Genomic DNA, 14,963 nt, shown 5'->3' on the forward strand with positions numbered 1-14,963 from the left:
AAGGTAAATGGGTTTGTCATGTTAAATCGTTTAGGTTAATTGGGCTTAAGTTTTGTTACTCTTTTTGCATTTCTTCATATCGTTTTGGGGTTAATTTTGAATGTAGATTTTCTAAGTCCAGTCCTTTGGTTTCGGGCATATAGCGCCAAACAAAAACCAATTGAAGTATCATCAGTGCCATGAACACCATGAAAATCTGAAATGGTAATAAGTTATCGATCAACACTGCTCCAAAGAGTGTGATCATGGCGGCAGCGCCCCAGTGGATTCCGGCGCCGAAAGATTGGCCCATTGCTCGGACTTTGTTAGGGAAGATCTCTGAGATAAATACCCATATTACCACCCCTTGTCCAATACCATGCGCTGCAATAAAGATGAGGACACTTGTCAGGATGAATAGGGGAGAAGCGCTATCATAAAAACCATAACTGATCAGTCCTAAACTGATGATATATCCGATGGATCCGATGAGCATCAATTGCTTTCTGCCAGTTCTGTCAATCAGGTACATCCCAATCAGGGTGAACACTAAATTGGTACATCCTATAAAGACAGCTCCCAGTAAGGAGGCGGATGTTAAAAAACCTGCTTTTTCCATGATCTCAGGAGCATAATAGAGGATAAAGTTGATGCCACTGAGTTGGTTAAATACCGCAATGGTACCGGCCAGTAAAAGCGGTAGTTTGTTCTTGGAAGAGAGGAGCTTCATTTTTTTTGACCGCAAAGAATCATGCTTGATGGACAGCAGTAGCGGTTCGATATTGCCAGAAGTGATCTTTTTAAGGACTCTCCTTGCAGCGGGTTCATCCTTTCGCTTTAGGATCAACCAACGGGGACTTTCCGGTATATCCAGAATAAAGGCTAAGTAGATAATTGCCGGTACTATTTCTGCCGCCAGCATCCAGCGCCAATCATTGTGGCCTCCTACACCCTGAAGTAAATAATTGGAAAGGTAGGCAAGTAAAATCCCTGTGACAATATTGATTTGATAAAGCCCTACCTGGCGGCCCCTTTTGTAAGGTTGGGAGATTTCCGAAACATAAGTGGGAGCTGCAATGGAACTGGCACCAATGGCCATTCCTCCTACAAAACGGTAGAAGGAAAATACATAAGGATCTGTCGCCAGCGCTGTGCCTAAAGCGGAGACCAAAAATAAAACTCCAATCCAAAACAGTGTGTTTTTCCTGCCGATGATATGGCAAGGGATTCCTCCCAGCAACGCCCCAATCAAGGTGCCCCATAAGGCCACGGACATGATGAAAAACCCATGGAACCAATCGGAAGTTTGCCAAAGTTCCTTAATCGGTAAATTGGCTCCTGATATTACGACGGTATCAAAACCGAATAGAAATCCGGATAGGGATACGATAAATGCGTAATATGTGGTCAAATGCTTCACGGTTTTTGGGTTTTATTGTTGATAATAGCTCTAGACAGTTCTTTAAGTGGCGTAATGAATACCAGAAGATTGTCATGAACTATTGATCTCAATCTAGGGGGGATAGGATGGAATAAGTTATAATCCTGTATCAAAATTTTATAATTTCAGATTACAGGCTAAAAAGGAAGGGAAAAGTAGGCTAGAACTGGTTGTGATCCTGTTTTTAAAAGAAGTCAAAGCCAAGGAGCCCTTTCAATATTGTCTCACATTTTTAAAATTGTTTCGTTTTTTTTGAATGGAATGGATGGGCAAGTATCTTACATCTACACTAACCCAACCTTCTCAAATCAATCGGTTGGTTTGAGAAGGTCCTTCATAGTTCGAGATGATAAGCGTTTTGTAAGGGGATTTCTGTTACTAACCCAAACCAGACAAATTAAGACTAAGCTGAATTATTCGTGAGAAAACTAATAATGATCAAGCAATGCTTATGAACCTCAGTTTAGTTTTTTAGGCTAACTCACATGGTAAGATCAAGAAGAGAATGGTATTGGTCTAACCTTTCTTACATTGGTCCCTGAACTCGGAGGGAGTAAGACCGAAATAACTTTTAAAAGCAGTAGAAAAATAAGCAGAAGTAGAGAAGCCCACTTGAAAGGCGATATCTGCAATGGGGGTGTCGCCATCAGCCAATAAGTGTTTGGCTTTTTTCATGCGCACCCTATTGATATAATCATTTACACTATACCCAAGCATGGATTTTACTTTTCGATAGAGCTGTCCGCGTGAAAGCCCTATTTCCTCACATATATTGTTTACACCAAACTGAGGGTTGCTGATATGCTGTTCGATGATTGTATTGAACGTGTTGATGAACTTTTTATCGGTAGAGACTCCCGGGGTTTTGGATTTCTCTATGGGAAGTTCATGGAGGTAATGTTCTCTTAATTTTTGTCGATTAGCCAACAACATTTTTATTCGCTCAAGCAGCAAAGTAAAGCTGAAAGGTTTTGAAATATAGTCGTCCACGCCAAGCCTGATGCCTTCAATCCGTTCATCCAAGCCACTTTTGGCGGTAATGACAATAATAGGGATATGGGAGGTCCTGACGTCATCCTTGAGTTTTTTGATGATGTCAAAACCATTTCCTTGCTTTAGCATTAGATCGCAAGTGATCAGGTCAGGAAGCTTGTCCAGTGCCTTGGCGATACCAACTTCAAAATTCTCTGCCTCCAGGATATTGTAATAAGTGGAGAGTTCCTGACAAAGGTATTGTCTTATCTGCGGATCATCTTCAATGATCAGAAGTGTTTGATCCCTTTCTTCCATTGTACCGATGGGCCTGTTAGGAGCGACCTCTTCCAAAAAGCCTATATTCTCTTCGGAGAAATATTGGGTAGCAGTGCCTTTTAGCATTTCAGACTCGTCAAAATGAGTCTTCCCCATTCTTAAGGTTACCTCAAACGAAGTACCTATTCCAAGAGTGCTTTCCACGTTGATCTCTCCATGGTGTAGTTCGATAAGCTCTTTTGATAATGCCAGGCCGATACCGCTTCCTGTGGCAGAATAGGTTTCTCCTTGATAAAAGCGATCAAAAACATGACTGGCATCTTCTTGGGACATACCCGTGCCTGTATCCTCTACACGGATACACACTTTATTGGAAAGAGGTTTTTCAACGACTTTTACGATAATACTACCATGATCGGGCGTAAATTTGAGTGCATTAGAAAGAAGGTTGAACATTACTTTGTCCAGCATCATGGGGTCATACCAAACCTTTAAGATGCGGTTATCTGCCAATAGCCTTAGTGTAATTCCATGTTTTTGGGCAGTTTTATCGAAGGAATTTATAATGTCTTCCAAAAATGGAATGAGTTCCTGCTCCACTGCTTTTACCTTCATTTTGGCATGGTCTATTTTTCGCAAGTCCATGAGCTGGTTTACCAGTCGCAATAGCCGCATGGTGTTTTTACGGATGAGCATAAGATCAGGCTTAAACGGTGCGGTGTCCTTATTGGCCAAGAGGTCTTCCACTGGGGCCTGTATCAGGGTAAGTGGTGTACGGAATTCATGGGAGATATTGGTAAAAAAGTCAAATTTTTGCTGGGTAGCTTCTTCTGCTTTTTTGGAGAGGGTGAGTACTTTGTCCTTTTGTTTAAGGATTTCGTCGTTTTTATTTTTCAGCTCTTCGTTGATTTCTTGTTTTTCGCGTAAGGATTTAAATACATAAGCGAGTGAAATGATGGCTACAAATAGCGTTAGACCAAAGCCAAAAAGAAAAGTGCGCTGGTTTCTGTATATCTCCATCTGGACATGGATGCGTTCCCTTTGCCTTGTGATATTATCCTGTTGGTCCATGATTTTATCCGTTTGCTGTTTCATGATACGGATATTGGTAGAATCCACCACGGCAGTTTGAAGGATATTTTCCTTTACTACTTGCTCATCAGCGAGGATTTTGTGTGCGATTTCAATAGCAATATCCCCACCGGTAGGGTAGAGGAAAGTGGCGTCCAATACGCCGTCAGTTACCGCTTGTATTCCTCCGTAGGGGCCGGGAAGGGCATCCACACCGATAAATTTCTTTGGTCCTATGCCAATGCTCTTACAAATTTCCTGGGCCCCAATGGCCATTACATCGTTGTGCCCAAAGATCAGGTCAAACTCAGGGAATTCACCGGACTCGAGGTGTTCTTTCAGCCTGTTTTTGGCCGTGTCTTTTTCCCATTCACCTTGGATGCTGGTAACGATTTCGATGTCCGAACCTTGAACGCCCTTCAGTAATCCGCTATGTCTTTCTGTGGCAGGAGAGCTTCCCTGGAGTCCCCAAATTTCCAATACTCGTCCTTTACCTTTTAGCAGGTTCCTGATGTATTGTCCAGCGGTGTGACCTACTTCATAATTATCGCCTCCCACGTAGGCCGTATAGAGATTGGAATTTGTTTTTCTGTCTATCACAATCACTGGAATACCATCATGGAAGGCCTCTTCCACAATTGGGGTGATAGGCTCAGATTCGTTTGGGGAAACGATAAGGAGGTCAATTCCCTCGTCTAAAAACTCCCTGATTTGTCTGATTTGAGTGGCATTGACCCCTCTGGCATCTTTTATTTCCAGCGAAAGCTCAGGATAGAAGCTGAGTTCCCGGTACATTTCCTGGTGCATGGTCCTTCTCCATGCATCGCCGCTTACACACTGGGAAAACCCAATTTTATAGGTGGTATTGTCTTTTTCTGAATTACAGGAAAAGAATGCAGCAACAAGAAGCATAAACACCCTAAGCTGGATTTTCATATGGAAGAATTGAGGTTATTTCAAGCAGTAGACAAATATGCAAAAAATGATGAACAGGTTTTAGTATTTAATGAAAAAGACCGCTTAGTTAGCGGTCTTGTCATGATTATAATTGATAAGAAATAGATTTACTTGTCCTCTTCTTCCTCTTCGGATTCTTCCGTATGATCTTCCTCTTCACTGACTTCTTCCTTGATTTCGATTTCTTCTTCAGAAGGATTGTCTTCCATAACAGGTTCATCTGCTACGGGCTCTTCCTCTTCTTCAGGAGTGCGGTTTTGCTGATTTTCAGCTCTTACTTCATCCCTTCTTTGCTGATCAGCCTTTACTTCGCTGACAGGTTTGAGGTGAGAAGGTGGAGGAGGCAGTAATTCTTCATCTTCGCTTTCGTACGGGAATATTTCCACGATCGGGCTTTCATTGATGTCCGGAACCCTGAAAGTAACCAGCATATTGCTAAGGCTTTCGTGAATGCGCTCATAAGCCTCTTTTACATCGTGAGCGGTGACCAGCATGTATTGGGTGACCTTTTTTTCTTTGCCACTGTCTGCATCAGCCACCACATAAGTGATCTTACACTTATGCCAAACGTCAATGTCGTCATAAAAGAAAACATCCACAATATTACTCTTGCTGATATTAGTAACCTGAAAGTCCCCACGGATGACGCTTCCCAGCATATCATAAATCCGGGCTTCTGCTTCTGTAAAAGATACCGCATCGATGAGGTATTGTTCTGATACATTTTTAAGCAGTCCCTGCTCATTTTCCTTCGCGTATTTTACTTTACACAAAAACCAAGTTCTCATTTTTTTCCTTCTTTTTGCTATTCGGATGGCTAAGGTAACACCTAATCAAGAAAGCCCAAATAGAAAATTTTAATATTTTGATTGTCATTCTGACGTAAGGGAGAATCTCCTAAATGCACATTAATAAAAATAGTACCGTATGGGATTTTTCTTATCGTAGATATGACAACTTAAAGGAACAGTTAATCAATTTACTGTCTGGTAAAGCACATATCAAAGCCTTCCATTCTCTTAACAATCTATTAAAAAAGTGTATATTAACTTCTAAAATATACCGTTTATGTGGAATAGCATTTTGCACAGTTTTCCGATACTATTGCTTAAGCTTCACCTGAAAAAGAACCTTGCATTGGTGGGCATTTGGGTGTTATTGGTGCTGATTTTTTCTGATAATTTCGGCAAAGTGCTGGGAATTCCCTATTTGTTTTTGGATCCTGAGTACCTGAATAATGTCTCTTGGTTGGGGTTTTTTATGATGGGAATAGCTTTTGCCGTTTTTACCATGGCTTTTCACATGACCACTTATATCATGGATGCCGCCAGGTTTCAATTTCTAGCGACCCTATCCAGACCATTTATTAGATTTTGTGTGAATAACAGTCTTATTCCGCTGGTGGTTTACCTGATCTATATCTTTAATGTGATCTCCTTTCAGCTGGATAATATCAGTGAGGATGGCTGGGGGATATTAAGGTACCTTCTGGGTTTTATCGGTGGAAATTTGCTGATGTTCATAGTGATGTTTGGGTATTTTGCCCTGACCAATAAGGACTTCTTCGTCATGTTTACCGATAGCTTGGACAGGCAGTTGAGAAAAGTAAAAGTGTCTCGGGCCAATGTCATCAAACGATATAAGGACAGGAAGATGGCCAAAGATTCGGTGGATACTTACTTGGATATTAACCTGAGGTTTAAAACGGTAAGGGAAGATCTGGCAAGATTTGAGGGACATAAGCTGCTGAAGGTATTTGATCAGAATCACCTAAACCTGGTGATTATAGGTGTGGTTTTAGTCGTTATAATATTGTTTTTAGGTTTTTTTAGGGATAATAGATTTTTACAGTTTCCCGCTGCCATGAGTGTTATGCTTATTCTTGCTGTTTTGACTTTAATGGTCGGAGCACTTACTTTTTGGCTGAGGAGTTGGTCCACATTTGTGGTGATCTTGTTTTTTGTGCTATTGAATGCCAGTTCGAAGACTACGTTGTTAAACCGTCCACATAAAGCCCTGGGGATGGATTATAAGGTCGAGGAAGCTCCTTACAACTTAATGCGGATGCAATCCCTTCTTCATCCTGACACCTTACTGAAGGATAAGAGAAAGACCTTGGAAATACTGGAAAATTGGCGGGCAAAGTTCCCGAAAGAGGAGAAACCCAAGATGTTGCTCATTGCCAGTAGCGGAGGTGGACAGCGGGCCGCCTTGTGGACATTGCATGTGCTTCAGCAGATGCATTTACGTAGTGACGGAAAGTTTATGGCTCATACCCAGCTGATCACCGGAGCATCGGGTGGAGCCGTAGGAGCAGCTTTTTTTAGAGAATTGTACCTTCGTGCTCAGGATGATCCATCTATCCATCTGGCTGATCGTAAATATCTCGCGCAGATTTCTTCAGATAATCTTAACCCGATCATTTTTACCCTGATGGTCAATGACCTGCTTATCAGGAACCAATATGTAAAATACAATGGCAGGTATTATTTAGAGGATAGAGGCTTTGCGTTTGAAAATCAATTGAATATAAACACTGGTAAAGTACTCGATAAGCCTCTTCATGCCTATGCTGCCCCAGAATATCAGGCAAAGATTCCGATGATGCCCGTGGCACCGCTGATCGTCAATGATGGGCGAAAACTGTATATTTCCCCCCATCATGTGAGCTATATGTGCGTATCCGAAGATCCTGATTTTGCATTAGATGAGAAAAGCCAAGCCATCGACTTTTTGAGGTTTTTCCATCAGCAGGATGCCAAAGACCTCCGGTTTATCAGTGCCCTGCGGATGGGAGCTACTTTTCCTTTTATAACCCCTAATATCCAGCTCCCCTCTAATCCCCGAATGGAAATCATGGATTCAGGTTTGTCCGATAATTTTGGGGTGAAGGATGCCTTGAGATTTATCAGTGTTTTTGAAGACTGGATGGAAGCCAATACCTCAGGGGTGGTGCTCGTGACGATAAGGGATTCGGAGAAAAACCTGGAAATTGAGAAAAAGACACCTCCAACGATCATGCAAAAGCTGATAACCCCTTTAAAAAACATTTATGTAAACTGGGATAACGTGCAGACAATCAATAATGAAACAATGTTTAATTACATGAAAGCTAAAGTTGGCTTTGAGCTGGATCGAATAGAGTTTGAGTATTCCACAAAAGATTTTCTAGAGCGACAAGGGGCGACCAACTTGACTGGAGAAGTGGATAGCAAAGAGCTGGAAGTACAGCGCGCTTCCCTTAATTGGCGTCTAACAGCAAGGGAAAAGCGCGATATCTTGGATTGCATCGGAAGCCTCCAAAACCAGCAATCCCTGGATCGACTTTCAGGCATATTCTCAGAAGCCTCCTCCCCAAGATAATGGGTTTGCTCACGTTCAATTTCACATCTTTCTCAGTTGATCAGTCTTTTTCTCCAATGGCCTTTTCGAATTCACTGAGTCCGTCCGGTTTTCCTACCACATACACAATGTCTCCAAATTTCAATTTGGTATCGCCATCAATGTGGGAGGTCGTTTGTCCTTCTCGCTTTAGTGCGACCAAGTTGACACCAAGTGTTTCTCTTAAGTTTACTTTTTTTAGCGGTTTATTGATGTATTGGCCACTATCCCTGTCCACTTTCAGCGAGACGAAGTTAATTTCAGGAAGATCGATATTTAGTCTGTCCCGGCCTCTATTTTGGGTAGCCCGGAACATTTCATAATTGTGTGATCTTACTTCTTCGGTAAAATCTTCAATATCATCCTTAGCGATAAGGTATTTATTGAGCACCCTCGTAAAAATCTCAATGGAAGTTTCAAATTCTTCAGGAATAACTTCATTAGCTCCCATGGAGAGGTTTGCCGCTATTTCGTTGACATAGCGGGTGCGAACGATGATGGACGCATTTTGGGTGAGGAGTCTGATGGCCGTGATGATACTTTTGGTGGCGTCTGAATTGGAAATGGCGATCACTACCACGCGAGACAGATGGATGTTCACATGCTTGAGTACCATCTCATTAGAGGCATCACCATAAATGATAGGCTCTCCCTTTTCCCCTTCAGTCCGGACGGTTTCAGGGTTCATTTCTATGATGGCATAGGGGATTTTGGCCCTTTTGGCAGCTTTTGAAAGGTTGCGGCCATTTAATCCATAACCGACGATGACCAAATGGTCCGAGATTTCCTCACCTTCCATATTGGCCATGGAAATATTACCAATGGGAGTGGCGAGGTGAGTTTTTAATCTTTGCGGAAGTGGGGCATCCAGCATTTTGAAGGCCAGTTTTTCTCTGTTCTTGAGGACAAAGGGGGTAATGGCCATTGTCAAAATCGATACGGCCAGAAAATACTGATATTGGTTTTGGTCGATCAAGCCAATTTCCACCCCTTCCTTTGCAAGCAATAGGGAAAACTCCCCAATTTGGAAAATGGAAAAGCCTATAATAAAAGCTTCCTTAAAATCTATCCCAATGGAGCGGACAGCAATGATGGTCATCACGAATTTAAAAACCAATACTAGCAATAGTATACCCAGAATGATCTCGATATGCGAGAAGAGGAAGGTGACATCAAATAACATGCCCACCGATACGAAGAAAAAGCTGAGGAAAATCTCCCTAAAGGGCAGGATTTTTCCAGTGGCATGGTGACTGTACTCTGATTCGCTGATGATCAACCCAGCCAAAAAGGCTCCCAAACCAAGTGATAGTCCCAGCAATGAGGTAAGAAAGGCGACACTGAAGCAGATCACAATAATACTTAAAAGAAACAGTTCTTCGTTTCGGGTTTTAGCCACCCAAAAGAGCAATTGTGGGATCAGGTACTTGGCTGAAAGGATGGTGAAAAGGATTACCAGCCCACCTTTTATAGCCATAAAAAACAGGGAAAGCAGCACATTATCGGACTCCCCGGCCAGCATAGGCGTAAACAGCATCATCGGTACAATGATAATGTCCTGGAAGATTAAAATGGCTAAGATGGTTTTTCCCGAGAGGTTATTTACCTGACCTGTTTCTTGAAGGAGCTTCAGGACAATGGCCGTGCTGCTCAATGCCAGCAAAAAACCAAAGAAGACGGAAACGTTCCAGTCAAACCCAAAGAAATAGGAGGTAATGGTGGCGGCCAATATGGTAAGGGTAACCTGAAGGGAACCACCCACAAAAACCGCTTTTTTGATGGACATCAGGCTCTTTAGCGAAAATTCCATTCCGATAACGAAAAGCAATAAGATTATACCTATTTCACTGAGTACATCTACTGTAGCGGAAGCATTTACCAGTGATAATCCATAGGGACCTGCAATGGTGCCTGTGAGTAAAAAACCGATGATAGTAGGCACTTTTAGCCGTGTAAATAGCATGATTACCAAGGTCGCCAATCCAAAGATGATGACAATCTCCGGTAACATGGGAATTTCTGCCGAAGCTAACAATGTCGAAATCATATATAAGTAATGAGGTAATTAAAAGCTTTTTTAAAAATACAATAACATTGCTGATTTCCACTTATAAAATCAAAAATTGCATTTAATAAGAAAAGCCAAGTTGTTTATAGATGAAATGCATTAACCAAGCAGGACCGATCAATAAAAATTGAATGTCCTTTAAAAATGAAGGCTTTTTTCCTTCTATTTTATGACCGTAGAACTGTAAAGCCCATGAAAAGAGAAAAATGATCAGACACACTGCCCACAGCGGGATGGGGGCAACAATGGTGATAAAATTGGCAAGGAACAAGCAAAGGGCTGAAAACAAGAACATGCCCAAGGCCAGCGGTGGCGAAAGGGAATAATAGTAAAATAACACGACCGCCAACACGATCGTCGCCCAATTGGCAAAAGCACCAATATAATCTTGTAGAAAGCTGATGGAGCCAGCGGGGATGCTGTAAATAAGCCCCACTACGCTAAAGAATATAGCAGGTACACAAAACCAATGGATCATTTTATTGGTTTGATTTTGATGGCTTACCCCATATTCTTCTAATAATTGATCAATTTTTCTTATGTTAGTTTGCGCCATGATCTATAAGGATATAAAACAATCTTATTCTGGATTAATAATTTAATAATTCTTCATGTAAAAGGCACTAAATAAGAAAAATATGTTAAGCTATTGGGAGAAGAAGAACCTTATTCAATATGATTTGATAATCGTGGGATCGGGATTTGCAGGCTTGTCTACGGCCATTCACTACAAGGAAAAATACCCAGGAAGATCAGTTTTGGTATTGGAAAGGGGCGTGTTTCCCAGTGGTGCAAGCACCAGAAATGCAGGATTTGCCTGTTTTGGGAGTCTGAGTGAGATAGCAGAGGATTTAGAGCATTTTCAGGAGGATGAGGTTTTTGAGTTGGTCACTAAGAGGAGAATGGGTATAAAAAATATCAGGAGTGTTTTTGGTGATGAAGGGCTTGACTATACTTCATGCGGTGGTTTCGACCTTATCAGGGAGCAAGAGGCACATTATATGGAAAAAATCGACACCATCAATGCCTTGCTCAGTCCCGTCTTTGGGACCGATGTCTTTGAAGAAGTGGCCGATCGTAGTGCCTATGGGTTTTCGGATAGTGTCCTCCATTTGGTGAAAAATAAGTTTGAGGGCCAGCTGGATCCTGCTAAATATATCCAATGCCTGTGGAAGCGATGCCGGGAATTAAACATTCAGATCCTGACGGGTGCCGAGGTGAAAAAGCTGGATGAGGAAAATTGCAGGGCCTATGTGCATTCCTTTTACGATGAGGAAATTGCTTTTCAGAGTAGGCTCATGGCACTATGTTCCAATGCATTTACTGACCACCTGCTGGAAGGAGAGGACGTGGATATCCGGCCAGGAAGGGGAATGATCATGGTCAGTGAACCGATAAAGGATATGGCCCTAAAGGGCACTTTTCACATGGAAAGAGGCTATGTTTATTTCAGAAATGTAGATGGACGGCTTTTGGTGGGGGGAGGCAGGAATATCTCCGAAAAGGATGAAATTACCACCGAAAGGGGAATCAATGAAGATATAAAATCCTACCTTCAGGAAGTGACCAAAAAGGTGATTTTTCCCAAAAGAGAAATTTGTTGGAATATGGAATGGTCTGGAACCATGGCTTTTGGAGATTCCAAAAAGCCCATTATACGACGGATTACCCCGCGCGTGGCAGCAGGTGTCCGGCTTGGAGGTATGGGAGTGGCATTAGGCTGGGAAACTGGAAAAGAGTTAGCTAGTTTACTTGGAGACTGAATAAATGATAATTTTTGCTAATTTTAGGATTCCTAAGAAAAAGGTTGGGTTAAACAGGGACCAAATTTCCTGAAAAACCATCCTTTTCCTAAAGTATGGGGATGAATCATTAGGCTTCCGCTAGGTTTGTCTCGCTTTGGTCGTGTAGGAAGCTTGGGAAAGGAAGCCAGGTTGAAATCAAGCGCAATAACCAGTATGGGAGATTTTCGGAAGCGTTTTATCCCATTATGATTTGGCTACTTAAAGTCATAAATTTTATAGTAAATTCACATCAATGACAAAACCTCATCAAAAAGCAAGCCTGGGAGAGGCGATGATTCCCATACTATTTCTTATTATTTTATTGGTTATTAATATCCGGATATTCGGAACGGATAGCTTGTCCGGTTCAAATCAGATGGTATTGATTCTTTCTTCCTGTGTAGCTTCATTGATTGCCATCTTTAGGCTAAAGATTAGTTGGGATACCCTTCAGAAAGGAATAGTAAACAGCATTGGAGCTGCGATGCCTTCCATTCTGATTTTGTTATTGATTGGAGCATTGGCCGGGACATGGTTGTTGAGCGGAATTGTTCCGGCAATGATTTATTACGGGTTAAAGGTTCTCAGTCCAGGGATATTCTTGTTGGCGGCCTGTGTGGTAAGTGCAATCGTTTCTATCGCCACAGGGAGTAGCTGGACCACTGTGGCTACCGTTGGAGTAGCGTTGTTGGGGATTGGAAGAGCCTTGGGGTTTGAGGAAGGGGTGATTGCAGGGGCGATTATCTCAGGAGCTTATTTTGGCGATAAAATGTCCCCACTTTCAGATACTACTAATCTGGCTCCTGCCATGGCAGGAACAGACCTGTTTACTCATATTCGGCACATGACAAAAACGACAGTCCCTTCTATTTTGATAGCATTGATCATTTTTGGGATTCTTGGTTTTACGATAGATGTAAGCGGTTCAGTGGAGCAGGTAAAGGGAATTTCAGAGGTGATCTCAGCCAAGTTTAACATCACTGGCTGGTTGTTTGTTGTACCGGTATTGGTGTTGGGCATGATCATTAAGAAAGTACCAGCAGTACCAGCCTTGCTTGCAGGAGCTTTGCTAGGAGGAGTGTTTGCAGTGATTTTCCAGCCACAGATCATTGAGGGCATTGCAGGTGAACCAAGTGCCAGCTATACGTATCAGTCGTTTAAGGCAGTGATGATGTCGCTTTATGGTGATATTAGCGTAACCACTTCCAATGAAATGGTAAACGAATTGTTATCCACAGGTGGCATGGCGGGAATGTTATTTACCATTTGGCTGATCATTACGGCCATGATCTTCGGTGGTGTAATGGAAGAAAGTGGGATGCTACTGGTAATCGCTGAGGCTGTCATCAGGAAAGTGCATTCCTTGGGTTCATTGATCGCATCTACCGCTGCGACTTGTGTTTTCTTTAACCTCACCACCTCAGACCAATACTTGGCAATCCTGGTTCCTGGGAGAATGTATGCAGATATTTATAAAAAGAGAGGCTTAAAAGGCGAGAACCTCAGCAGGACGCTGGAGGATAGTGCTACGGTGACTTCTGTGCTGGTGCCGTGGAATACATGTGGAGCCACGCAAGCTTCCGTGCTTGGAGTGGCCACCATGACTTATGCCCCTTATTGTTTTTTTAACATCATCAGTCCATTTATGACTGTTTTGTATGGATACCTTAAGCTTGGTATCAATTATTATTCTGAAGAAGAAATGAGAGAAATCCAAAAAGAACTGGCCGTATGATTCCTTATAAAATAAGTAAAGACGAGGTGAACGAGCTCCCATTGGGGCACTTTGAGGGAGATATCGTATTGATTGAAGATGAGAAATTGGTTCCTGAAGCAGTATCAGAGCTGAAGAAATATTCAAAAATTGGCTTTGACACCGAGACACGGCCTTCTTTTAAGAAAGGAGTGCACTACGATGTTTCGCTTTTGCAGCTTTCTACCCCGGAAAAGGCCTTTTTGTTTCGGCTGAACCATGTGGGGTTTCCATCGTCCGTCAGGAGTCTTTTAGAAGATCCCAATCGAGTGAAAATCGGTGCCGCCGTGCGCGATGATATCAAGGCACTTAAAAAGTTGGAACCTTCTTTTCGCCAGGCAAGCTTCTTTGACTTGAATGAAGAGCTGAAGAAGGTGGGTTTTCATAATGTGGGTGTGCGCAATCTCAGTGCGATGGTGCTTAACATACGGATTTCGAAGTCCGAACAGGTGTCCAATTGGGAAGCAGAAGAGCTGACTCCAAAGCAGCAGCTTTATGCGGCCACGGATGCGTGGGCTTGCCTGGAAGTTTTTAATGAACTTTACAGAAAAGGATACCTGGATCAGCTTTTTTCTAGTCAATCTTCTTGAAAGAGGAAATATCCTCAAGCCGGGCAGTAACCTCTTCCCAAAGCTTCTCCCGTATTCTTAGCGTCATGCTGCATGTGTTATCAAAATCCTGCTTGATGATTTCAAGATCATAATCCTTTATCAGCCGCATGACATCGTTCATGTCGAGGTAATCAAAACGAAAACGGATCTTTTTGGTGACCACTGCGGTGATGATTTCGTTCGAAGCGATGGCTTCTGCTGCTGCGGTTTTATAGGCGGTAATGAGTCCTCCGACACCAAGTTTGGTTCCTCCGAAATAACGAATGACGACGATCAGGACATCACTGATCTCGTGTGAGCGTATCTGTCCGAGGATCGGGTCTCCAGCGGAGTGGTTGGGCTCCCCATCGTCGTTTGCGCGGAAAAGGGATTGGTCACGTCCGAGCATATAGGCATAACAGTGGTGCCGGGCATCATAGTACTTTTTCTTTAAGGCTTCCAATCTTTCCTTGATTTCATCCTCATCCTGAACAGGATAAGCAAAAGCCAAAAACTTACTTCCTTTTTCTTTATATAGGCCCTCCGAACTGTCTTTTAAGGTCAAAAAGGTATCTTCCATTTCCATTGTTGTTAAATGCTACGCCTAAGATGCTGCCAAAAGTAAAAGCTGCATGGTGGAAAGGCAAAGATGAGGAGATATTTTAGTCTGTAATGTTAAGTTTAGGCT

Annotated in this window: 10 protein-coding genes; 4 read left to right on the plus strand and 6 right to left on the minus strand. The window is 42.5% G+C overall.

The features are described 5' to 3' along the window. Window positions 1–55: 55 nt before the first annotated feature. The 3 genes from FKX85_RS13325 to FKX85_RS13335 all read right to left on the minus strand — a co-directional run bounded on the left by FKX85_RS13325 (window position 56) and on the right by FKX85_RS13335 (window position 5,487). The gene (locus FKX85_RS13325) at window positions 56–1,399 is read right to left on the minus strand and encodes a sugar porter family MFS transporter (protein ID WP_141615196.1); all 1,344 of its coding nucleotides are present in this window, start codon (window positions 1,397–1,399) and stop codon (window positions 56–58) included. A 537-nt stretch (window positions 1,400–1,936) separates the two neighbouring features. Next, on the minus strand, window positions 1,937–4,678 hold the full coding sequence (locus tag FKX85_RS13330; RefSeq protein WP_141615197.1) for a hybrid sensor histidine kinase/response regulator transcription factor: 2,742 nt from the start codon (window positions 4,676–4,678) through the stop codon (window positions 1,937–1,939). Between the two features lie 128 nt (window positions 4,679–4,806). Beyond that, window positions 4,807–5,487, minus strand: coding sequence for a DUF4494 domain-containing protein (locus tag FKX85_RS13335; protein ID WP_141615198.1), 681 nt, complete (start codon window positions 5,485–5,487; stop codon window positions 4,807–4,809). A gap of 280 nt (window positions 5,488–5,767) precedes the next feature. On the opposite strand from FKX85_RS13335, the gene FKX85_RS13340 reads away from it, so the two are divergent. Next, window positions 5,768–8,062 carry a patatin-like phospholipase family protein gene (locus FKX85_RS13340; protein ID WP_141615199.1) on the plus strand — a complete coding sequence of 765 codons (2,295 nt, stop codon included), beginning with the start codon at window positions 5,768–5,770 and terminating at the stop codon, window positions 8,060–8,062. A 40-nt stretch (window positions 8,063–8,102) separates the two neighbouring features. Here the strand turns inward: FKX85_RS13340 and FKX85_RS13345 are convergent, their stop codons facing one another. Next, on the minus strand, window positions 8,103–10,127 hold the full coding sequence (locus FKX85_RS13345; RefSeq protein WP_168196267.1) for a cation:proton antiporter: 2,025 nt from the start codon (window positions 10,125–10,127) through the stop codon (window positions 8,103–8,105). Window positions 10,128–10,209: 82 nt separating this feature from the next. Next, on the minus strand, window positions 10,210–10,689 hold the full coding sequence (locus FKX85_RS13350) for an Mpo1 family 2-hydroxy fatty acid dioxygenase (RefSeq protein ID WP_141616796.1): 480 nt from the start codon (window positions 10,687–10,689) through the stop codon (window positions 10,210–10,212). 97 nt (window positions 10,690–10,786) lie between these two features. Between FKX85_RS13350 and FKX85_RS13355 the strand changes: the two genes are divergently transcribed. The 3 genes from FKX85_RS13355 (at window position 10,787) to FKX85_RS13365 (ending at window position 14,275) form a co-directional block, all read left to right on the plus strand. Further along, window positions 10,787–11,911, plus strand: coding sequence for an NAD(P)/FAD-dependent oxidoreductase (locus tag FKX85_RS13355; RefSeq protein WP_141615200.1), 1,125 nt, complete (start codon window positions 10,787–10,789; stop codon window positions 11,909–11,911). A gap of 274 nt (window positions 11,912–12,185) precedes the next feature. Next, complete coding sequence (nhaC, locus tag FKX85_RS13360) at window positions 12,186–13,667, plus strand: Na+/H+ antiporter NhaC (protein ID WP_141615201.1); 1,482 nt, start codon at window positions 12,186–12,188, stop codon at window positions 13,665–13,667. Continuing rightward, window positions 13,664–14,275 (plus strand): 3'-5' exonuclease, encoded by a 612-nt coding sequence (locus FKX85_RS13365; RefSeq protein ID WP_141615202.1) that lies wholly within the window; start codon window positions 13,664–13,666, stop codon window positions 14,273–14,275. Before nhaC ends, FKX85_RS13365 begins: the two co-directional genes overlap by 4 nt. Here FKX85_RS13365 and FKX85_RS13370 read toward each other — a convergent pair. After that, entirely contained in the window at window positions 14,259–14,855 is a 597-nt protein-coding gene (locus tag FKX85_RS13370; protein ID WP_141615203.1) for an IMPACT family protein, read from the minus strand. The genes FKX85_RS13365 and FKX85_RS13370 overlap by 17 nt on opposite strands. Between the last annotated feature and the right edge of the window lie 108 nt (window positions 14,856–14,963).

The organism is Echinicola soli (genome assembly GCF_006575665.1).
In the GTDB taxonomy this organism is placed as follows: Bacteria; Bacteroidota; Bacteroidia; order Cytophagales; family Cyclobacteriaceae; genus Echinicola; species Echinicola soli.